At 57.1% G+C, this 21195-nt stretch carries 22 protein-coding genes and 2 pseudogenes; 15 read left to right on the top strand and 9 right to left on the bottom strand.

The genetic code is table 11. The features are described 5' to 3' along the window. Window positions 1-727 precede the first annotated feature (727 nt). From CCGE525_RS36200 to CCGE525_RS36190, 3 genes are all read right to left on the bottom strand, one after another. Window positions 728-1144, bottom strand: coding sequence for a type II toxin-antitoxin system VapC family toxin (locus CCGE525_RS36200; protein WP_120709083.1), 417 nt, complete (start codon window positions 1142-1144; stop codon window positions 728-730). Further along, window positions 1141-1383: a type II toxin-antitoxin system VapB family antitoxin gene (locus tag CCGE525_RS36195; protein WP_120709082.1), complete on the bottom strand. Its 243-nt coding sequence runs from the start codon at window positions 1381-1383 to the stop codon at window positions 1141-1143. The genes CCGE525_RS36200 and CCGE525_RS36195 overlap by 4 nt, the downstream gene beginning before the upstream one ends. Before the next feature lie 158 nt (window positions 1384-1541). Continuing rightward, complete coding sequence (locus tag CCGE525_RS36190) at window positions 1542-1697, bottom strand: hypothetical protein (RefSeq protein ID WP_205587539.1); 156 nt, start codon at window positions 1695-1697, stop codon at window positions 1542-1544. 558 nt (window positions 1698-2255) lie between these two features. On the opposite strand from CCGE525_RS36190, the gene CCGE525_RS36175 reads away from it, so the two are divergent. The 4 genes and pseudogenes from CCGE525_RS36175 to CCGE525_RS39385 form a co-directional block, all read left to right on the top strand. Next, window positions 2256-3296, top strand: coding sequence for a patatin-like phospholipase family protein (locus tag CCGE525_RS36175; protein WP_120709081.1), 1041 nt, complete (start codon window positions 2256-2258; stop codon window positions 3294-3296). Between the two features lie 3 nt (window positions 3297-3299). After that, the gene (locus CCGE525_RS36170) at window positions 3300-4754 is read left to right on the top strand and encodes a GntP family permease (protein WP_120709080.1); all 1455 of its coding nucleotides are present in this window, start codon (window positions 3300-3302) and stop codon (window positions 4752-4754) included. A gap of 239 nt (window positions 4755-4993) precedes the next feature. Then, the gene (locus tag CCGE525_RS36165; protein ID WP_162950435.1) at window positions 4994-5521 is read left to right on the top strand and encodes a universal stress protein; all 528 of its coding nucleotides are present in this window, start codon (window positions 4994-4996) and stop codon (window positions 5519-5521) included. Between the two features lie 120 nt (window positions 5522-5641). Further along, window positions 5642-6086: pseudogene (locus tag CCGE525_RS39385) on the top strand (OB-fold nucleic acid binding domain-containing protein); the annotation flags it as partial. 34 nt (window positions 6087-6120) lie between these two features. On the opposite strand, the gene CCGE525_RS36155 reads toward CCGE525_RS39385, so the two are convergent. Both CCGE525_RS36155 and CCGE525_RS36150 read right to left on the bottom strand, forming a co-directional pair. Then, on the bottom strand, window positions 6121-6657 hold the full coding sequence (locus tag CCGE525_RS36155) for a GNAT family N-acetyltransferase (RefSeq protein ID WP_120709078.1): 537 nt from the start codon (window positions 6655-6657) through the stop codon (window positions 6121-6123). Further along, entirely contained in the window at window positions 6654-6932 is a 279-nt protein-coding gene (locus CCGE525_RS36150; protein WP_120709203.1) for a type II toxin-antitoxin system TacA family antitoxin, read from the bottom strand. The genes CCGE525_RS36155 and CCGE525_RS36150 overlap by 4 nt, the downstream gene beginning before the upstream one ends. Before the next feature lie 401 nt (window positions 6933-7333). On the opposite strand from CCGE525_RS36150, the gene CCGE525_RS36145 reads away from it, so the two are divergent. The 3 genes and pseudogenes from CCGE525_RS36145 to CCGE525_RS36135 all read left to right on the top strand — a co-directional run bounded on the left by CCGE525_RS36145 (window position 7334) and on the right by CCGE525_RS36135 (window position 9754). Further along, window positions 7334-7516, top strand: coding sequence for a hypothetical protein (locus CCGE525_RS36145; RefSeq protein ID WP_120709077.1), 183 nt, complete (start codon window positions 7334-7336; stop codon window positions 7514-7516). 210 nt (window positions 7517-7726) lie between these two features. Continuing rightward, window positions 7727-7930 (top strand): hypothetical protein, encoded by a 204-nt coding sequence (locus CCGE525_RS36140; protein WP_342637468.1) that lies wholly within the window; start codon window positions 7727-7729, stop codon window positions 7928-7930. 313 nt (window positions 7931-8243) lie between these two features. Further along, window positions 8244-9754 (top strand): annotated as a pseudogene (locus tag CCGE525_RS36135) (ISL3 family transposase). Between the two features lie 280 nt (window positions 9755-10034). Here the strand turns inward: CCGE525_RS36135 and CCGE525_RS36130 are convergent. Together CCGE525_RS36130 and CCGE525_RS36125 are read right to left on the bottom strand one after the other, a co-directional pair. Next, the gene (locus CCGE525_RS36130; protein ID WP_120709076.1) at window positions 10035-11030 is read right to left on the bottom strand and encodes a helix-turn-helix transcriptional regulator; all 996 of its coding nucleotides are present in this window, start codon (window positions 11028-11030) and stop codon (window positions 10035-10037) included. Window positions 11031-11318: 288 nt separating this feature from the next. After that, window positions 11319-12020 carry an IS6 family transposase gene (locus tag CCGE525_RS36125; protein ID WP_120709075.1) on the bottom strand — a complete coding sequence of 234 codons (702 nt, stop codon included), beginning with the start codon at window positions 12018-12020 and terminating at the stop codon, window positions 11319-11321. A gap of 390 nt (window positions 12021-12410) precedes the next feature. On the opposite strand from CCGE525_RS36125, the gene CCGE525_RS36120 reads away from it, so the two are divergent. Together CCGE525_RS36120 and CCGE525_RS36115 are read left to right on the top strand one after the other, a co-directional pair. Then, complete coding sequence (locus CCGE525_RS36120; protein ID WP_120709074.1) at window positions 12411-12659, top strand: DUF6074 family protein; 249 nt, start codon at window positions 12411-12413, stop codon at window positions 12657-12659. Window positions 12660-13971: 1312 nt separating this feature from the next. Continuing rightward, window positions 13972-15426, top strand: coding sequence for an efflux transporter outer membrane subunit (locus CCGE525_RS36115; RefSeq protein WP_120709073.1), 1455 nt, complete (start codon window positions 13972-13974; stop codon window positions 15424-15426). 5 nt (window positions 15427-15431) lie between these two features. Here CCGE525_RS36115 and CCGE525_RS36110 read toward each other — a convergent pair whose 3' ends face one another. Beyond that, window positions 15432-15620, bottom strand: coding sequence for a hypothetical protein (locus CCGE525_RS36110; protein WP_120709072.1), 189 nt, complete (start codon window positions 15618-15620; stop codon window positions 15432-15434). Between CCGE525_RS36110 and CCGE525_RS38665 the strand changes: the two genes are divergently transcribed. Together CCGE525_RS38665 and CCGE525_RS38845 are read left to right on the top strand one after the other, a co-directional pair. Continuing rightward, window positions 15601-15951 (top strand): hypothetical protein, encoded by a 351-nt coding sequence (locus CCGE525_RS38665; RefSeq protein WP_162950434.1) that lies wholly within the window; start codon window positions 15601-15603, stop codon window positions 15949-15951. The two genes, CCGE525_RS36110 and CCGE525_RS38665, sit on opposite strands and share 20 nt — an antisense overlap. 241 nt (window positions 15952-16192) lie before the next feature. Further along, window positions 16193-16453 (top strand): hypothetical protein, encoded by a 261-nt coding sequence (locus CCGE525_RS38845; RefSeq protein ID WP_205587532.1) that lies wholly within the window; start codon window positions 16193-16195, stop codon window positions 16451-16453. A 304-nt stretch (window positions 16454-16757) separates the two neighbouring features. Here the strand turns inward: CCGE525_RS38845 and CCGE525_RS36095 are convergent, their stop codons facing one another. Next, complete coding sequence (locus CCGE525_RS36095; protein ID WP_425375936.1) at window positions 16758-18080, bottom strand: MFS transporter; 1323 nt, start codon at window positions 18078-18080, stop codon at window positions 16758-16760. A 463-nt stretch (window positions 18081-18543) separates the two neighbouring features. Here CCGE525_RS36095 and CCGE525_RS36090 point away from each other — a divergent pair, with 463 nt between their 5' ends. Genes CCGE525_RS36090 through CCGE525_RS40000 form a run of 4 tightly spaced genes read left to right on the top strand, consistent with a single transcriptional unit; the run spans window position 18544 to window position 21194 of the window. Continuing rightward, a complete protein-coding gene (locus CCGE525_RS36090) occupies window positions 18544-18957 on the top strand; it encodes a hypothetical protein (protein ID WP_120709070.1) in 414 nt (137 codons plus the stop codon). 16 nt (window positions 18958-18973) lie between these two features. Further along, entirely contained in the window at window positions 18974-20218 is a 1245-nt protein-coding gene (locus CCGE525_RS36085) for an AAA family ATPase (RefSeq protein WP_120709069.1), read from the top strand. A gap of 2 nt (window positions 20219-20220) precedes the next feature. Next, entirely contained in the window at window positions 20221-20883 is a 663-nt protein-coding gene (locus CCGE525_RS36080) for an RloB family protein (protein ID WP_245472412.1), read from the top strand. 14 nt (window positions 20884-20897) lie between these two features. Beyond that, window positions 20898-21194, top strand: coding sequence for a hypothetical protein (locus CCGE525_RS40000; protein WP_120709067.1), 297 nt, complete (start codon window positions 20898-20900; stop codon window positions 21192-21194). Window position 21195: the final 1 nt, after the last annotated feature.

Raw genomic sequence — 21195 nt, 5'->3', positions numbered from 1 at the left:
GCATGGGTCCGTATTGTCTGGTCTATATCGTCGTCGGCGTCGACATAGATATCGCGCATGAGGTGGACCAGTTTTCCAGCCTTCGCCCGACGGTGGCCACGCATTTTGTCGATGTTTTCGCCGACAAGATAGAGGGGCATATTATGTAACTTTCGCGTATTTAGATACGCGATAGTTTCATCTTTGAAAAATCTCTGATTGCGCCAAATTTTTCGTAAGTTATTGATCTAAAATAAAACTATTCGCCAACTGTCAATTGGTCTTCACAAGGTCGGGTGCACTTGCTTGTCTGCCAAATTGCGAGATGAAGCGCGTGCATCAAGTGGAATGGAATTTGAAATAGTCCTACGCTTCATTCCAACTTAAAAGCCGATCAAGATGCTGACGACGGTGGTCAAGTGGCATAAGCAGACCACGACGATCGATGCGCCGATGGGGTGGAAGGTTTGCAAGAGCACGTGCAGACGCCGGAGGCCGATTCACCCCATCGCGTCCCGCCACATTGGCAGGGTTCGCCAGGCCGCGTCGGTCTGTTCGAGACCTATCAAGAGCAACTCGTTCTCCCACTCCGTCAAAAGCCAGCAAGTATTCCATAGCGACGGCCTATATGAAAGGTTGTGCCCTCTCAGCTGATGATATAGTGCCGAATGTTGATGATGATGATGATGATGCGACGCTCGGACACGTCCGCTCGATCTTGGTCCGCAGGCGGATCGACTGAAGCGATTCAGCGCTCGCCGGGTAAAGCGCTCTTGAGATCCGTTTCTATAAAATCACGCCCTTTGAATAGCATCGGAATGTTGAGCGTGTCTGCGCAGGCATAGGACAGGCAGTCAGCGAAATTGAGTTGGGCGGGATGACCTCTTCCTTTGCCATATACGGCAAAAGCTTCCACTGCGCGCCGAGCGATCGTATCGGTGATCGGAACCACGGTAATTTTGGCTGCTTGAAGAAAGGCGTCGAACATTTCTTGAGCATCAAGGACTTCTAAGCCAAGAATACGCGCCAGATTGATGGTCGCCTCAAGCCGGATATGCGCGCCGGTTTGCCGGCGTGGAGTGCGATCGACCGCCGCTAGGTACGAGTCGGCCTCCGGTTCTCCCGCAAGAATGGCGACGAATGCTGAGGTCTCGATGAACATCATTGGCCCCAGAGTGCGTCGCGTTCCTCTTTGGTCAAGGGCGCGGCCGGCGGGCGTTTTGCCTTGGCAAGTGCGCGGGCACGAATCTCTGCGACGTGCTGTTTCAAAGGCACAGCTTCGTCAGCCCGCTCAATCTCGTGCTGCAACGCAAGCTTGATAGCAGCGGTTAGGTTGGAGGCGCCACGTTTGCGCATAACGGTTTCCGCCAAGGTGCGAACTTCCTGATCTCGGATACTAAGCATGTGACGATCCTTGCTGTCATGACAATGCTGTATATACGTATGTACGAAATCTGTCTATACGAGACCGAAGCAAGGTTTATGACAGCTTCCTGGTTAGTTTCCGCGCAGAACTGAGCCGGTTTTTCTACCGAGAAGTGAATCACCTCCAAGTATCGTTATCAGATCAGAGTTTGGTCAAGGGATCGGCTTTTTTCTCTCTTGTGTGCTGCGGCGACCGAGTTGGCTTTGAAACGGAGGCTGTCGTTCCCGATTTCGAGAATATGGCAAGCCGATCCCGCGCGCTTAAGGAGAAGTTGGTTTTCTTTGCCGGACATGCGGTTATCCATCCGCAGCTTTCCTCGAATTTCTCGGGGGAGAATGACCGTAACGCGTCCCGAGAGCGAATAGACGGCTCTGGCCAATCTTTCTCGACAAGGGAACCGGAGAGGAGGCTTTACAACGACGGGGTCGTTGGTTCAGATCCTATCAAGGCGGTCGACTGGGCCACACTTCAGCCGGAGTCGTCCAGACGCGTCGCGAATCCCGGCAGATCTACTGTTCGATTGCCGATGACCGCGTCGCCGTCGTCATGGAGATGCTGATGCAGATGTTCTGCGGAGCGGCTCCGACTACCTCTGCAGAGGCTCCTGCGGGCCGGGGCGCCGGAGCCGTTTCATTGGGCGAGATGGCACGCTGGGCGCGGCTCGATACAACCGATTGAAGCTTCAATCCGGGAGGCGGCGCTGGCCGTGTTCCCGGGCGAGGGTGTGAATATCTTGGAAAGGGGCGTACCGCAAATCGCAAAAGCGATGCCTCATGAAAGCAGAAGGTGACTGGCGCGCAAGTCTGCGATACTGTTTGTGCGCCGCACAATCTAAAAATGGGCGAGGCCGATGCTGGCAGCTGCGAAGGCAATGCAACGGGAGCCACTCCGCGTCGACCTAGCCCTTCAGGGCGGCGGCGCCCACGGTGCTTTTTCCTGGGGTGTCCTCGATCGCCTTTTGGAGGAGCCATGGCTGCTGATCGAGGGGATTTCCGGCACTTCGGCCGGAGCCATGAACGCGGCGGTCATGGCGCACGGTTATACCGCGAACGGCGCCGCCGGCGCTCGCGACGCGCTGGAGGCATTCTGGCGCAAAGTATCCGAGGCGGCACGCTTCAGTCCCTTTCGACGCGGTCCTCTCGATTTCCTACTCGGCCGCTGGACGCTCGATAACTCGCCGGTTTTCGTGGCGATGGACATGATGGCGCGTATATTCTCGCCGTACGATCTCAATCCTGGCGGTAGCAACCCGCTCCGCGCCATCTTGGCGGAAACAGTCGATTTCGAGCAGCTCGCGGCCAGTCCAATCAAGCTGTTCGTGACGGCAACGAATGTCCGCACCGGCCGCGGCCGCGTTTTCCGTAACAGCGAGCTGACCCCGGACGTGCTGCTTGCTTCCGCATGCCTGCCGACGCTGTTTCAAGCCGTCGAGATCGATGGTGAAGCCTATTGGGATGGCGGCTACGCCGGCAACCCGACGATCACGCCGCTGGCCCGCGAATGCACGTCACAGGACACCATCCTCGTGCAGATCAATCCGGTCGAGAGGCCGGGCACACCTCGGTCCGCGCGTGAGATCCTTAATCGTATCAACGAAGTCTCTTTCAACGCTGTCCTTCTGAAGGAACTGAAGATGATCGCCTTGCTGCGGAAGGTCGCGCAGTTGGATGATGATGAAGGCGCGCGCTGGGCGTCAATGCGCATCCACCGGGTCGCAAGCGACGCCATGACCGATCTTGGCTACTCGTCAAAACTCAATGCGGAATGGGAGTTTCTGACCATGCTGCACAAGGAGGGGCGCAGATCCGCCGATGCATTTCTAAAGGCCCATGGCGGCGATCTCGGCCGCCGCTCGTCGCTTGATCTCGATATCTTACTGGAAGGGGTCTGACAGGTGGGGCTTCTCGGCATCCTGATTGGGCTCGGGCTGCTGGTCTGGCTCGCCTTCCGGGGCTGGAGCGTGCTGCTGCTGGCGCCGCTTGGCGCTCTCGTCGCCGCGCTCTTTGCCGGCGAACCGGTGCTGGCACACTGGACACTGACCTTCATGAACAGTGCCGCGCATTTCCTTGCTCAGTTTTTTCCGCTGTTCCTGCTCGGCGCACTCTTCGGCAAACTGATGGAGGACAGCGGTTCAATAACCGCCATCGCCGATTTCATGATGCGGCGGCTCGGAAAGAACCACGCGATCCTCTCCGTCGTCATCGCCGGTGCGCTGATCACCTATGGCGGTGTCAGCCTTTTTGTTGCCTTCTTCGTTCTCGCGCCGATGGCGCAGGAACTGTTCCGGTCGGCTGGTATTCCGCGGCGGCTGATGCCCGCGGCGATCGTGCTTGGAACGTCTACTTTCACCATGTCGGCATTTCCCGGAACGCCCTCGATACAGAATGCCATCCCGATGCCCTTCTTCGGCACGACGCCATTTGCCGCGCCGGGACTCGGCATCTTCGCTTCCGCGATCATGCTTTGCTTCGGCCTATGGTGGCTTCGTCGCATCGAGGCGGCGGCGCGCAAATCCGGCGAAGAGTTTGGAGAGGGCTCGCTCGCGACATCAGACGATCTCGCTTCCGACGAGCAGATGCGCGAACGCGCCTCGGTCGGCAGGGAATTCGACCCCGCCGAAATCGCGCGTGGCAAGCGTGCCCAAGCGATACCACCCATCCTGGTCGCGGTGTTGCCGCTCGCTGTGGTTATTCTCGTCAATCTCAGCATGTCGTTGATAATCCTGCCGTCGCTTGATCTCGGGTTTCTTTCGGAAGCTCGATGGGGCGGGATTTCCCGCTCCGCGGTAAGCGGTGTGTGGGCCGTCGTCACGGCGCTGGCCGCCGCGGTCGCGACCGTCGTCGCGCTGAATTTCCGCCGATTGCCAACGTTGCGCGCGACGATGGACGCAGGTGCCAACGCGTCCGTCCTTCCGGCGGTCTCCGTCGCCAGTCTAGTAGGCTTTGGAGCGGTCGTCGCGGCTATGCCCGCCTTTGAGATTGTGCGCGACTGGGTGCTCGGTATCGGTGGAGGACCGCTCGTCTCGATTGCCGTGGCCACCAATATCCTGGCGGCGCTCACCGGCTCAGCCTCCGGCGGTCTGACCATCGCTCTCGATGCGCTTGGCAGTACCTACCTGGCGCGCGCGCAGGAAACAGGTCTCGACCCGGCGCTCTTGCACCGTGTCGCGGTCATCGGGGCAGGTACACTCGATAGCCTGCCTCACAACGGTGCGGTCGTTACGCTGCTTGCCGTTTGTGGGTCGACCCACGGAGAAAGCTACCGCGACATCGTCGTCGTCGGAATTATAGGCGCGATCCTGGCACTGATCGCAGTCATCGTTTTGGGGACCTTTCTCGGGTCATTCTGATACTGCTTCGAAAAGGGAGGGCTTGTGCTCGGGTGGCCGTTGGATTCAACGCTCGGTATGCGCTAACATTAAACCTGGGCCATATCTTGGATGCAGACCGGGTCCGTCATGCGGTTGCTGTCGGATCGGAAATACCGATCAGCTTTGATCCCCTCAATTCGGCTTGCATAAGAGGGGTCACTCTAATGGGAATCTGCACGGCTATTGTCCGCATTGAAACCGGCTCGGGAGGATATGCCATGTTCAAGAAAATCCTAATTGCCACGGATGGGTCCGCTCATGCACAGAAGGCGGTCGAGATCGGTGCCGATCTTGCAGCGCAACACCAGGCCGAGGTCCATTTGGTGCACGTGATGCTTTCCGGTGAAATCGACGAAGATCTCCGACGCATGGTGGAAACAGAGCATCTCGATGATTTACATCATCAGGACGGCGGAGACCCTCAGGCCTCTGCCCAACTCGTGCCCGGTCTTCCAGTCAGATTTTCGGCGACGGATCCAGCCTCCATTCGCGTCTTGCAGGCTCTCGGCACTGAAGTTCTCAACAGAGCCAGCTCCGTCGTCAGGGCACACGGCGTAAAGCAAGTTTCAACACATCTGATGGAAGGCGATGCCGTCGAACAGATCGCCAAAGTGATCCAGGAGGAGCGTCCCGACCTCGTCGTCTCTGGAGCGAGGGGCCTTTCGAGCCTGTCGCAACTAGTGCTCGGCAGTGTATCCACCGAGATTGCCCAGCTTAGCCCGGTCACCTGCGTGACTGTCCGGTAGTCGCTTAGGCGTACTGCCTTTAGGTCTCGGAGGGTTTATTTTCCTATCTGTGGTAGCCCTCCGCAGTAACTGAAGCTAATTGCTGGATTTCGAAATTTTTATATTTGATCTTGCTCAAAGTCGAGACGGCAAATCGTTACCTGCGAGGACGCCATGAACGCCCGCGACGGCAAATGGCTCGAAGCCGTGGGGCTGGTCCTCGTGCGTCAGCGGCCTTCATCACCATCGAGGACGAGACCGGCCATGCGAACCTCGTCGTCTGGGTCAAGACCTTCGAGAAATACCGACGCGTCGTGCTCGGCGCCGGTATGATCGGCGTCTACGGCAAGATCCAGCGCGAAGGCGAGGTGGTGCATCTCGTCGCGCATCGGCTGACGGATTTTCCGGCGATCTTGCGAGCATTGGATCGCGAGACAAAGCGTTTCCGCTCCCGCATGGGCGGGGCGACGAGTTTCATCATGGGTCACCGACGCCGGATCCGCGTGGCATGCCGAAGGTTCGCGATATCATCGACCCTTACGGTCATATCGATCAGATCAGAGTTAAGACCCGAGACCTTAGATAATCTCTATTCCCTCGAAATAGCGGCCAGTGGTTTCCTAAAGGATCGGTTTACCCGCCTGCTCCATCACATCGATGAAAACGGAATAGGGCAGAACGAGAGAAAGACGCAACTTGGGAATTTCGAGCGCGCCATAGGACTTGTACCACTCCGCGACTCGTTCATCCTTGGCGTCAATCAGCAGCAGCGAACCACCGACCTGTGATGAAACCTGGATGCATCGCCGGGCAGCGGCAATCAACAATTCGCCGCCAAGACCTCGGCCCTGATAAGATGTGCTGACCGCCAGGCGGCCGAGGCGAAACCCACCGATCGGATGTCGTCCGCCACCGGATGGACGTGCCGTCTCGGGCGCCAGGTCAAAGTCTACCTGGGCCGGGCTCAGTGTGTAGAAACCGAGAATCGTCTTGTTGTCCGTATTGCCGACCGCCACGTAGGTCTTTGAGGCGCCGCTCTCATGAGCCTGTCGGGCATACCTCGCCAGAAAGTCGTTGAGATCGGCCTGACCACAATCGAAGCCCTTGCGATCATGCCCTTTGGCGATCGGCTCTTCATGCCAGTCCGGAACAGTCATTTGCGGGCAGCGAGCAAGCGAGCTGCTGCTTTCAGTTTTGCGTTCGGCTGTGGCGGGTTATCCATCAGATCCAGTATGAAGCGGGTCTGTTCTTCATCCAGGCTGATCCGCTCGGCTTTCTCGATGACGGCTTCCGCCGCCACAAGCGCGTTGCGCAATACGAACTCTTTCAGGCTCGTGCGCTCAAGCGCAGCCGCGCGCATCAGCCGCGCTTTCTCGGCTGGCGGAATCTGCATGGGGAAGCGGTTCGTATTCTCAGCTGCGGCTCTGGGCATGGCAAAATCCTTTTGTCTCGACACCATAGGTCTTTCGCCCCTCAATTTCAATGTATGTTCAATGAAAGCACCTATAAACTCGCAACAAGCTCATCAACATCGAGCTGTGTGTGCCCGGTGCCCGGCCGCCGCGTCCGAAGATCGGCGATCGACCATGCGCACTGTAAAGCACGACCTTGTCCGCGCAAGCTGGTGCGATTCCTCAACCGCCTCGAAACGACCCAACCCCGTTTTTGCTCGATGGCATTCCTAGTCCGGCTCCGGATCTCAACGATCAACCCGTGAAGGGTTCGCTAGCAAGCTGCGGCCGCTCTGCTTCGCTATCGCAGTGATCGCGACCGGAGCCGGACACTGATGGAGCCATCAAGCGGAAATTGGCCCGCTTCCGATGGAGGCTTCAGATGTCGCAAAACCTTTCACTCGCTCACTCCTACGCTGTCCCACTTGCCTGCACCCTCATGGTTCCGGTGACCTTGTTCCAGGTCGAGGGCCAATACGGCGTTCTGCCGAGCGCCGAACTCGAAGACGACGAGGTCGAGACCCTCGCCGAATACGATCCCTTTGAATACGGGCCGGCTCATTGAGCCGGCTTCCTCCTCCCGGAGATGCCTCTTGCGAGCTGTGGCGGCAAGCTGCACCGCGGCTGGCACGCAGCGGTGGCGCAAGGTGCAAATTGCAGGTTGCCAGCCGCGCCCTTGCCTCCTTTGCTCTTCGCGGCGTTCGGAAGAGGCGCCGCGAGGTGCGGGAAGGAAACCTGAAGGAAAGGCGGCGCCTGCGGCGCACGAAAGAAGGACATGGAACAGGACGAACTCGATGAACTACGACACAGGGTGGTCTGCGCGGCCGCGCTGGATCAGGCCGGCTATGCGATCGACAGACAAGAGAGTACGCGACGCGCAGTCAAATACCGGCGCGGCGACGAGATCGTCATCGTGATCCATGATGGAAAAGGCTGGTTCGATCCGCTCTCCGACGCGAAGGGGATGTGTTTTCGCTGATGACGCACGGGGTTGGCTTCGCAGAGGCGAAGATGCTGGTCGCCCGGCTGGTCGGCTACGAGCCGCGTCTGTGAATCAGCACCGAAGGTTGACCTCCCCAGCCGAAAGGCAATAAGTGCACGACTTGGCAGGCAAATTCGCAACCTCGGTGAGGTCATCACCGGCGCCGATCGTGACCCTCGCTCGATTTCCATTTCGTGTATGTAAATCAATGGCTTACGCAGCAACGGCGAGGGGTCAACCTTCGGATCTGACTCATATTTGATGATTTCGCAGTCGAAACTGGTGCGGTTATCAGAAAGGAATCAGCACCATGGCGACCAAATTTCGTCTGTCATCCCTGATCCCGGCCGGATTGATTGTTGAGCGTTCCGACGAGAGCGACGGGGTTATCATTGTTTCCGCGCGGGCTGCCGCTGATCGACGTTCCTGCCCTTTGTGCAGTCGAATGTCGGATCGTGTTCATAGCCGCTACGTTCGGATAATTGCCGATTTGCCTTGTGCTGGCGTCAGGGTCCAACTGCGGTTGTCGGCACGGCGCTTTGTCTGTGAGATGACATTCTGCCGTCGTCAAATTTTCGTCGAGAGGTTTGGCGAGCTTGTCGTTCCGGAGCGCGGTCGTCGAACTGCTTGGCTTGACACCGTCGTGCATCATCTCGGATTGGCTCTGGGAGGGCGGCCTGCAGCAGCCTTTGCCAAACGCTTGATGATCCCAGTCAGCAATGACACGCTCATCCGCGCAGTGAGAAGAAAATCCGCGGTGCCGGATGACGCGCTAAGCGTCGTCGGCGTCGACGATTGGGCTTTCCGCCGCAATCACCGCTATGGCACCGTCGTATGTGATCTTGAGAGGCGAAGGATTATAAAGCTTCTGCCCGATCGGGAGATCGCGACAGTTTCCACCTTCCTTGCTCAGCACCCCGAAATTGCGATTGTTTCCCGCGACCGAGGCGGCGGCTATCGTGAAGCTGCTGCTAAGGCTTTACCACACGCCATTCAGGTCGCAGATCGTTGGCATTTGATGGAGAACGCCAGCGCAGCATTCCTCGACGTCGTACGCAAATCCATGCGAGCAATCCGGGCCGCAATTGGTGCTACCACGATCAATCCTGAGCTGCTCACCCGCGCTGAACGACTGCAATATGACAGCTATCTGCGGCGCGAGGACGCGAATTCGACGATCGGCAAGCTCGCCTCCGATGGTGTTCCAATAAAGGAAATCGTCCGACAAACAGGCTATAGCCGCGGAACAGTTCGCCAGATCGTCCGCGGTCACAGAACCGATGTCTTCCGTGCAAGACAAAGTTCTCTTGAGGCGGCGCTGAACTCTGGCGGCAGCTAAAACGCAAAGGTTTCCGTGGTTGTTCTCGTGTCGTCGGGGAGTGGGCGGCAAGGCGACGGCGGTCTGAACGGGTCTGCGATCAGCAACTTCAAAAAGTGCCATCTGCCAGAACGATCGCTCGATTGATGACAACTGCTCGTGATCAACTGAGCAAAGCCGACACGATTACCGTCGCGGCCATAGAGGCCAGCGTCCCTACCTTGATCCAGGCCCGCAATCTAATTGATCGCTTCCAGACGATGATCCGACGGAAGGCCAAGACAGAACTCGATCAATGGATCGCTGATGCACGCGACAGTCTGTTCGCCCCCTTCGCCAACGGGATACTGAAAGACAAGGCAGCGGTGTCCGCGGCCATCACCGAACCTTGGTCGAACAGCCAGGTCGAAGGACAGATCAACAAGCTGAAGCTTGTCAAAAGGCAAATGTACGGGCGTGCCAAGCTGGACCTGCTTCAGGCACGGTTGATCGGCGCAATATGAAAGAAATCCTCATCAAAAATGCGTCAGACCCCGGATATGACCCCGAATAAAATGGACGTGCTCTAGGTGTAGCGTCATGGACGTAGAATTGGTCTGATGTAATACTTGTTCATCAATTGGTTAACGAAGCTTTTTCAGCTCTAATCCGTGTGGTGAAAACAGCGCATTCTGAATAGTGAATTCGCAAAACGGCAGCAAGGGATCGAACAGGATCGCCGCCTTCAATTGTCCATCATCAGGATGTGGGACCGTCGATATGGAACGGGTATGGACGTGTGCGTTATGACGCCGCACTCCGATTCTTCTCATAGCTGCGCCCGAGATCGTATTTCGGCAGGACACCGAAAGCCGCACGATACTCCTGAGAGAAACGGCCCGGCTGCATAAACCCCCATCGGCGCGCGATTTCACTGACCGTCGCGGACGGCGTGGCAGTCATCAAATCGCGACGTGCGCCGTCAAGGCGGAGCTGCCTCAGATAAGCCATTGGAGTGACATCCAAAAATCGTCGAAAATTGATCTGCAGTGCCCGCACACTGACACCGGCGGCAGCCGCCATGTCCGCGATCGTGATAGGCATTGCAATATGTGCCCTGGCAAACTCCAGCGCTCTTCGAAGCTGGCGAGGGGCAATGGTCTGCACCGGCGATCCCGTATCTGAAAGCGTGTGAGGCAGATTCTGCACCATCAGCAGACAGAACATCTCTTGGAAGCTGGTCAAGGCAATGGGAGAGACTACGAGGTTTTGATCGGCGCAGATCTCATCCCGGAAGAACCGCATGAGCTTGAAAAGAGGTGCCGCCGGTCCCGCTGTCAGGTCCTGCCGGGGAGCGAATTCGAAATCGACGGGCGGCAGACGTTCGAAGGTGTTGATCAGAGCGGTGTTTACCGCACTCCTTGGGACACAGAACCCTTCCGCAACAGAGCCTGCGTGAATGTGAACGCCGGAATAGCGATCAGCCCTCGTCAGCAACCCCGTGCAGGGCGTAATCGCATGACATATGCCGCCTGTTGCCAGGTCGTAGCAGGTGCCATGTTCGATGAAAAACATGAAGTCATCATTCTCGATCGTGACGGAAAAGGTGCGGTCCGTTGAAGTCGATCCGGTCCAGCCCACCATCTCGCCCGCGCCACGAACACCGAATGAGAAAAGACCACGGCTGTCGGTACTGAGAGGCCGATAGAAATTGTCGTGCTTTTCACCGTTAAGCCATTCGGAGACCTCACTCGTCGTGAGTGACGTCGCCTCGAGTTTAAGCGTCAAAATCTCGGTCAACTTGCTCCACCCAATTCACTGCTTTTTGTCGCGAGCTTGGAGTGACGGCAAACAACTGGACCCCTTGTCTATTTTTAATGAAAAATTGATTGACCTCAAATAGCCTTTTCAGGCTATTTCGCGCATGCGCTCTGGGCGATGGTGGAACTTTTAGGGCGGTCGTTGAGGCCTTCTGTGATCTTGTTCAGGACAGTTCTCCTTCTCCGGTCCTAACGATGGCGACATCGGGTGGCATCGTAAACTTAATGGCAATAGGGCACAGACTCTGATGCTGGCCGACTTTATCGTTCACGCCCGAGCGATTTTCCCCCACAGGCTCATGGCCGCTGTGCGCAGTTCTCGGTGATGGCTGGATGGGATGTCGTGGCGCGGGATGTGAAAGAGGTTGGCAATCGGGTCATGGATGGAGACGAAGCGTTGTAGCTGTCGCTGCGACTTGAAGCGTTTCATGATCCGTTCTCGCCGCCGTACGGGCTGATGGGAATTCTCCGCCCGATTGTTCAAGCCTTTGTGCGAGCGATGCTCGACGCCCGGCATTACCTCTCGCTTGGCAGCATCGTAGGACCGAAGCTTGTCGGTGATCATCACCCGTGGAGTTTGACCCTGGCCCTTCAGGAGTTTGCGCATCAGGCGCTTGGCCGCCTTCGCATTGCGGCGGCTTTGCACCAGAACCTCCAGAACAAAGCCGTCCTGATCCACGGCGCGCCAGAGCCAATGGATTTTGCCACGGATCGAAATGACGATCTCGTCGAGATACCATTTGTCACCGAGTTGACCGGATGATCGACGACGGATGTCGTTGGCAAAGGCCCGACCAAATTTCTCCGCCCAAAGTCGGACCGTCTGATGCGAGACAATGATCCCACGGGCAGCCAACATGTCCTCCACCATCCGCAGGCTGAGAGGGAAGCGGAAATAAAGCCACACGGCATGAGCAATGATTTCAGCGGGAAATCGATGGCGGCGGTAGAGCGGATCACGGTGTGTCATGGCCAATAATCGCACACCGATTTCCACGGTTCGTTAAGTTGACGACGCCATCGGCTGCTATCCAATAAACGCGCCCCATAGCAGACCTTCCGTTTCCGGCCCCAAACCAGCCGTACCAGACCGCCTAAGCTTCGGTGTAAACTAAGAAAATCGTAATGGTGTTAGAGTTCGTGACTGCGGGGTCTTAGGTCCTGATCCCTTCAAGAGCGTCAGGCGGACCTTTGGAGCGAATGTCATCAAAATCGAAGGGTGGCTCAAATCAGATAGCCGCACAAAAACCGAACGCTGGTACCGCCTTGATCATCCTAGAGGAGGCGTCCATTCAGCTTTTGGAAACATCTTCCGGCGACCCTACCGCCCACCAGTTGAGATTCGCTGGTTGGAGGTTAAATGAAAACGATACTGTTTCCAGCTGATCGGCGGCTGGCAGAAGTGAAACGCTGCTCGGCCCTCTTGCAGGCTCTTCATGGCGAAGAGGCGAACAGGTTCTGGCGATCGGAAATGATCCACTTCGTTGCTGCGATGAGGATTGCTGGGGCCGAAGACGAAGATATCCGCGCCCAGGCAGGCCTGTTCCTCAAGGCAGTCCAGATAGAGCTCGAAATTGCCGCCGGTCGGGAAACCAGCGTCGGCGGTTGATGGTACCGACCACAAACTCCTGGGTTTCCTCGTTTGCAACGTTCTCCGGCAGGTCGAACTTGAACGCCATGCCATTCGAGCTGCCGAAGGAGAAAGCTATAAGGTTACGGAGCTGGGGAGGGCGCTTTGTCATTTGGCAGATGCGATGATTGCCGTCCTTTCCACCCACGGCAAGAAAGCACGCCCGCCGGCGCATACCTGAAGCATCATTGACTTTCTGCTCTTTCGCCGGGGCCGGCGGCTTCCACCTCCAATCTGCCACGCCATGAGGCGAATGATTTCCTCCCCACTTATTTGCAGCGAACCCGACAAAGGTGGCGCCACTGTTTCACCGGATGGCACCAAGAACTTGCTAATTCATTGAAAACGAATGGGCGCGCCTTCTGGCACGCCCCTTGCTTTACGACTTGCGACATACACTCCGACGAAGAAGTTTTATATGCAGATCCGGATCTGTGATGACATCGTCGGTGAAGGTGAGAACCTTCCGTCCCGTGAAACGGCTGTTCCACTATCCATAGACGCAGGAAGCCCTACGACCCGACCCGCCGCGCGACAGCAGCAGCTTTCCTTGTTACAGCTTCGCCCTGGCCTCTTGCCTTCTACACAAGCTATTTCGATGATTTTTCAAGTATTAGCGCGATTTGGAGCGCTTGGCAAAATCACCATGGATCGACGAAGAGTGTCAACATTGGCTCGTCAGAGAACGTCGAGTTTCAATATGGAGGTGAATTTCAAACATGAGCCCAAACCCACGAAAACCCGCGCCGTGATCCATGGCGCAAATAGGCGTGATCCAAAGAATCAATTTTTCCAATCAGTCGAATGCCATTAGGAAGCGTAGAAGAAAGATGAAGATGCAAGAGCTGGGGTCGTCGCATGCGTGCAGATGCGGTGGGATTCGGTGTTGGCAATTCGTTATCGGTCGACGATCCCGAGCCAGCACCTACCAAAGTCAGTTGAGCACATTCGAACAACGCGCCAGCGTTCTCGCCGCCGCTCGCCTGGAGCTGAGTACTTTCGAGACATATGCAAGTTGAAGAAGATTCATGCGCGTGCTGTCGTGGTTAAGCGTAGCGCGAGTCTCTCATGGGCGCGGTCCCGTCGATCGTAGCCTGGTCTGTCGAGCATCTCCGCTCGTCGATGTCTTCTTACAATATACCGCCTCCCCCTAGAGTCTAAAACCCAACGGCCTACCAGCTCATCGGGATGACTAAATATCGGAAGAGATCACAGAAACGCCGCCGCGCAAGAGGTCACGTCGCCCCCCCGCAAGACAGTGATCATGTAAATTGAATTGTGAAATAATCTGATGATATCCATTCGTACTGCCGCCCCCGCCTTGCTTCTTCTTCTGGCAGGTTGCGTCAGCGGCCCCGATCATAAGCCACCGGAAATGCCGCTCGCGGCCAAATTCTCGGATGGCGGTACGAAGGTCAACGGCGACGTCTCCGGTTCGCAATGGTGGACCGCTTTCGGCGATAGGAAGCTGAACGCCTTGGCTGAGCAAGGACTTGCAGAAAACCTTAGCATCCAGCAGGCGCTGGAACGCATCAATCAAGCACAGGCTGAAGTCATCACCGCCGGCGCCGGCGGATTGCCGAGCCTTCTGGTGTCAGGCGGTCATAAGACCAACGGCGAAAAGGGCAGCCAGCGCACCAAGAGGGAAACGGAAAACACCATCGGCGGCAATGCCACGGCTTCGTGGCTGCTTGACCTCTGGGGTCAATACCGCCGTGCCAAGGAAAGCGCCAATGCATCGCTGGATGCGGCTTACTCCGGTGTCGACGTCGCTCGCCTGACCTATCTGCAGGATCTGGCTAACAGCTACGTCAACGTCCGCTACTATCAGGCCCGCGTCGCAATCGCGCAGGATAACCTGAAGTCTCGCCGGGAAACGTTTGAACTCACCAAATTCCAGTTCGATGCCGGCGCCGTGTCCCGCCTCGACGTGGTCCAGGCCGAAGGCCTCGTTAACTCGACGCTTTCGGAAATTCCGGGTCTCGAAATCAGTTACCGTCGTGCGCTGCATCATATTGCAACCCTGCTGAACGTGCCGTCGGCGACCATTATCGCTCAGTTGCACAGCGGCGGCAGCCAGCCGGTATTCCGGGGCCGCGTTGACACGGGCGTTCCGGCTGACCTCATCCGTAACCGACCCGACATTCGTGTCGCCGAGCGTAACCTCGCTGCTGCGACCGCCAAGATCGGCGTGGCGGAAGCCCAACTCTTCCCCACGATCTCGCTCAGTGGTGCGATCTCGCCGTCCTACATCCACACGAAGTCTATCAGTGGCAGCAAGACAAGCTGGTCGTTCGGCCCAAACCTGTCGCTGCCGATCTTCGACGGCGGCGCGTTGCGTGCCAACGTCAAGAAAGCCGGGTCCGCCAGCCGCGAACAGTATATCGTCTGGAAGCAGACCGTGTTGTCCGGTATCGAACAGGTCGAAAACGCCCTGTCGGCCGTCAGCCGCGATGCTCAGACTGTCGCCGCACTTCGCGCGCAGGTGAAATCCTACCAGGAAGCCCTCGAACTTTCGACGGCAAGCTACAAGGACGGCGCCTCCTCGCTGCTCGATGTTCTCGATGCACAGCGCTCGGTTTCTGATGCGCAGGAAAGCCTGGCTACGGCTATCCAACAAAGCGCTCTGGACTATATCTCTCTGAACGTCGCAATCGGCGCCGGTTTTGTTTCCGCGGAAAAGCCGACTGTCGCCGCAACGCCGGCCAAGGTCGTCAAGGTCGCTGCCAAGAAGACAGGGAACTAATGCAATCAATTGGCCTTGCGCATCGTCGATTGAATTAGAAAGATGTACCCACCGTACTGAGACCAGCGCATCTGTCGCTTCTTCCCAATGCTCTTGGCGACCAGGAAATTGACTGCAGATTCGGCAACGGTGGTTGCGACACGCAGGTCGGCGCGATAGCGGATTTCGTACTTGATGGAACTCTCGCGCGACAAAGCAGAGTTGTACTCCTGTTCAGGATTTCAAGTTACCGCTCGCCGTTATGCCCAGCTGAAAGAGTTTTTCCTCATCATGAATACCCTGCTGGTACAATTTGATCACAAAGGCGGCAATGTTTTCGGCTCGTTCGTGTTCACGACTTATACTAAGTTCAGCAAGAATGGCATCAAATGCGCGTTGGCAGGTGCCAAGCGCTTGGGAATCCAAGGGTATGTCCCTCTCATGAACGTACCTGGAGATCACTCAAGCCACCTCCGCAAACAGAGATACTCGGGGCGCGAAGTAGAAGCTAAGTGTTTATTTGCAGCATTTCAATCAACAAGATGAGCGAGCGAATCCATCAAGCGATCACAACCAATCCAAGACACAAGAGCCGAAGATCCTGGGCCGGCGAGCGTGAGACGACATCGATGTCGACGGCGGTCGGCGTGACATGCTCAAGCATGCGCGCCGCAGTCGGAAGGCCGGCGATGAAGGCGTCGGTACGGCTGCCTGACCAATGCCCGAGGGTGACTGCAAACAGCAGGACTGCGACCCAGCGGCTGCGGAGTGGGGTAGGCGAGATGTCTTGGTCGTCGACTGTGTCAATAACACCGTACCCGTGCTCGCCCTCGCCCTCGTCACCTTGAACGGGAAAGGTGTTGTCCGGCGCCGTGAAGAAGAGGCCTGCATCCTGAGCGAGAGATACTCGGCTCTCGTCTCACGAGCGCTCCGCGCCGAACTCGACACCGATCGCGGTGTCCTCGAAGTCTGCGGAGCTCGTTGTCCCGGCCGCCGGTTTGATGCTGGCCTTGACATGAAGCTGAGGGTTTTGATGGTGCCGTTGTAGGCGCCCGTTTCGTCGCGGGGTACCGATCTGAGCCATTGTCTTAATCTCCTCAGAGTTGTTCGAAGCCGTCCGATATGGCCTCGATGGCGGTCGAACGGCGACGGATTGGCCTGCTGCATTCAAGGACCAAAGCGTCCGTGGAAGACGGCGACAGCCGAGCTTGCTGGTTCGCGGGGAATGACCGCTCGCGGTGAGGGAAGAAGATCGGCGGAGCCGTTGCAGACCAAAGCTTCTGCGGCTCCTTGCGCGTAATTCCGGAACGAAGCGGGGACAGCTCCTCTCGACCTTGAGATCGTTCAGTCCTTCATTGCTCATTGGGCTCCTCGCGCTGATGCCACCTTTTGGCAACCGCGTTGAGCCCATTTAAAGAACCAAGCTCCGACTCTCGAGGCCTGCGAACCCGCAAGAGGCACCCGGTAGCGATCAGCAACAGAGCTCCAGCGGAGGCTTCCAGCGACAAAGCCGGGGAGAAATTCTGCGCTATCACACCCCACACCCAACTGCCTGCCGCGATACCGCCGTGCGTTAATGCAAAATAGATCGAGATGGTGCGACCTGCGATCCACCGCGGGCTCGCCAGCTGCACACTCACGGTAAGGCTAGACCAGGCGATGACCCAACCCGCACCCCCCAGGGCGAGTGCGACCGCCGCCAATGCGAGTTCAGGGATCAGAGCAAGGGAAATGGAGCACGTCGCACAGGCGGCGCACGCGAGCGCTATTAGCCGTTCCTGAGGCAGCTTCCGCCTGAACACGCTGTTGGAGATGCCGCCGAGGACGGCGCCGGTGCCGAACCCTCCCATCAAAATGCCATATGCGATCGCCCCGCCCGCGAATTGGTCGCGAACAATCAGAGGGAGCAGCGCGAGTATGGAGATGCTGGCCAGACCAAAGAGCGTTCCACGCGCGATCGCTACCTTTAGTTCCGAAGACGTCGCCGTGAAGCGCACTCCGGCATTGATCGCCGCAATCATCGACTCGCGCGGGAGAGTTGAAGAGCGGGCCTTCCAGTTGCAGCGCCGTAAGGCGCATAGTGGCAAAAGATAGCAAAGTGTGGTCAGGGAGAAAGCCGTCATAGCGCCGAGCGACGCAATGACGATGCCACCAAGCGCCGGGCCCACCGTCCGGACAGTATGGAATCCGACTGACGTAAGCGTTATGGCAGCGGGAAGATCGCGTCGATCCACAATATCGCCGATTGACGCCTCCCAAGCGGGACCGTTGAGAGCGGCGCCACATCCGAGCAAAAAGCTGCAACTGAGGATAAGCCACGGATCGACAAAGGCCAACGCTACAAGCGCGGTAAGCATCGCAGATGCTAGGATCATCAGGCACCTGCCGGAAAACATGACCCTACCACGGCTGAAATTATCGGCGATGGCCCCGGCAAAGACAGACAGAATGAACGTGGGCAGCGTTGATGACGCCTGTACAAGCGCGACCATCAGATCAGAAGGTGAGACAGTAGCCATCAGCCAACTGGTGGCTACTGCCTCCATCAACGAGCCAAGGCTGGAAACCTGCATGGCGAGCCAGATCGAACGAAAGGTCGGGTTCTTGAGCGGCGCAAAGGTGCTTAGTAATGTTGCATCCGCCGCTACGCCCGCCACACTGCTTATTTTCGCCAAGTCATTGCGCTCCGTCTAGTCCGGCTGACTGGCACCTTCCCCGCGCGATCGCTCGGGGAGGCCGCAGGGATCAGCTTCAAAGTCTTTCCGGTTTTGTGCGAGGGTCGTGATGATCGGAAATCGGCCAGACACAGTTCAGACCCCGCACGTTCACATCCTGGCCTTCGTTATCTTTTTGAAAGCATTTGCGGCGAGGTGACTTTTTGAACGCCTTCCAGATCGCGCGGCGGCTCATTCCGCCCGCGCGACGGGTGAATTTCAAAAGTCGTGCCAACTGCACAGAAAAATCTTCTGCAGACGAGTTCAATAGCTTAAGGGGGTGCGCAATAAGGTAGACCGAACGCCACCATGTCGCGGCCTCGACAAACTCGACAATCCGTTGCCTGACGTTTTCACAGGAATGCCGGACTGAATTCAACTGCGGGGGCGGAATTCACGTGTTAGTCAGTAGCGTTCCGCGTCGATGGAGGACCTCACCCGTCGTCTATCGGCAGCGACGTCACGCAATTTAATGAAGATCATCTTTTTCGCCGCGCTCCTGTTTGGCCTCGAGACGCTGCGCGAGCGGTTGGATGACGCCGGGCTGCTCACCGCCAGGTGCTCGAAGAGGGCGCGATCGCTGAGATTGAAGGCCAAGTACTGGAGGACTGAGGCGTTTGGCCTTGCGGCCGCCTTTACGCCCCGGTTTTCTGCTGCATCGGTCGACCAAGGAGGGAAAGCTTCCCCTCTCAGGGAGTCGTCCAGTAAATCCGTAAACTGGGTGACTCAGGTCTTCGGTTCGTCGACCGGTTTAGGATTGCTCTATCCGGATGATTTCGACCAACGCGCCGAAATAGATTGCAATTATGCATATTTTGTGCTTATCGTGCGTTTATAATGGAGTGATAGCGACTATGCTTCTGGAGTTTCGCGTCAAAAACTTTCGGTCGTTTCGTGATGAGGCCGTGCTGAGCCTGGCCGCCAGTCCAGATTCAACGCTGGAAAGCACGCACACCCGAGAAGCCGGCCTCGAGAAGGTCAAGCGGGTTCTCAATGCGGCGGCCGTCTATGGTGCGAACGCAAGTGGCAAGTCGAACATCATCCGAGCCTTTCAATTCATGCAGGCCATGGTTACGACCTCGAACCAGGTTCAGCCGGATCAAGAAAACAATCTTACGCCCTTCCGGATGCGCCCGGACTTTGACACTAAGCCGACGCTCTTCGAGGCGACGTTCATCATCGACGGCAGGCGCTATCAGTACGGATTTGAGCAGACGCGGCGGCGCGTCATCAGCGAATGGCTACTCGTTTATGAGCGTGCCAAACCACAAGTCTGGTTCTCGCGCGCCTACAACGAGAAGAAAAGAAGCCGCTACGACTATACGTACAGTGACTATTTCCTGGGATCGAAAAAGGTGTGGGAAAACGCGACCCGGAAAGAAACGCTGTTTCTGACAACGGCTGTCCAGCTCAACAGCGAGCAGCTTAAACCCCTGTATCAGCAGTTTTCCGAGGACATGGCCATCTTCCCGGAAGGCGGGAGCATAGGCTTTGACTTCTCGGCAAGGTACGCTCAAGATCCGAAGAACCTGCAGCGTGTCGTATCGCTGATGACGGCGGCGGATACCGGCATTTCCTCCGTGTCATTTGCTAAGCGCCCGGGTCGTCAATTCCAGCTTAACATCGCTTCTGGCCTCTCGGACATTCGAGATGCGGAACTTGATGTTCCGCAATTCGGGCACCTTGCCGAAGGGCAGCAGTACGAATTCGACATCACCGACGAATCTGCCGGCACCCAGATCCTTTTCAATCTTGCCGGGCCAATTTTCGATATCCTCCAGCGGGGTCGCCTGCTTATCGTGGATGAACTCGACCGGAGCCTGCATCCGCTGCTGGTGCAAAAGATCCTGGATATGTTCAACAATCCGACGACGAATCCTAAAGGCGCACAGCTGATCTTTTCGACACACGACGTCTCGCTCCTTGAGGGGCACAAACTGCGACGGGACCAGATCTGGTTTACAGAAAAGGACGCAGAGCAAGTTTCGCACCTTTTCCCGTTGCTCGATTTTTCGCCCCGCAAGGGTGAAGCCCTCGAAAAGGGCTACCTTGGTGGCCGTTACGGTGGCATTCCGATTCTCGGAACAGTGGATCGTTAGTCTTGGCCAGAAAACACCGCTTTGAACGTACTGAGAGTCGGTTAGCCCGTCGGCAGGGCCGAAAGCGGCCGTATGACCGCATGCTGATTGTCTGTGAAGGCGAAAAGACCGAAGTTAACTATTTTGAGGCCATTCGCCGCGAAAAACGGCTTCCGAACGCGGATATCAAAATCGTCCCGTCGGACTACGGAACCGCGCCGCTGCGGATCGTGGAATATGCCATCGATCAATTTAAGGAAAGCAAGGCTTTTGACCGCGTTTATGTGGTGTTCGATCGCGATGACCACGACAGCTACCACAATGCGTTCTCCAAAGCCGAAGCGACCAACAAGAAACTGAAAAACGACGAGGGGACAGCCGTTCCCTTCAAAGCCATCCCATCGGTGCCCAACTTTGAGCTATGGATATTACTGCATTTTCGCGATGTGCTCGCGCCGATCCATCGGAACGAAGTCTATGCAGAGTTGCGCAAGCACGCCTGCTACCCGACCTATGCCAAAAACAGCAAAACGGTTTACCAAGATACGAAGGACCGCCTTCCCGCCGCAAATAGCCGTGCTGCTGTTCTTCGCGACCGGTTCGACAAAAATAACGGCAACGACCCTTACACGGACGCCGACGTAGTGACAGCGGAATTACTGAAGATCGCCGACAGATTTCATTGAATCGCTAGAGGAGCTTGTCAGCGAACGCGGTTCGCGAGCTGAACCTCAATCCGGATGATCGCCGGCTGGCCCTCACGCTGAAACCGGCACAGCAGCTGATGGGTGCGCCCCGCCATCTCGGCCCTCATCTCGGCGGTTTCGTGCTAACCCACGACAGGCGCAACGTTCAGGAGAAAGCCCAAGGTCGTTCTGGCCAGATCGCCAACCGCCTTGTCCAGTCCGGTCTCGTCATCCTCGACGAGCTCGGATATGGCACAGGCTTTAGATTGTGCCGCGTCGATCGGCGACAGCTCTCTTTAGCTTTGCGTTGAG

The organism is Rhizobium jaguaris (assembly GCF_003627755.1).
Classification (GTDB): Bacteria; Pseudomonadota; Alphaproteobacteria; order Rhizobiales; family Rhizobiaceae; genus Rhizobium; species Rhizobium jaguaris.
The sequence above is the reverse complement of the archived record's forward strand: the minus strand, read 5'-3'. Positions and strand labels throughout refer to the sequence as shown.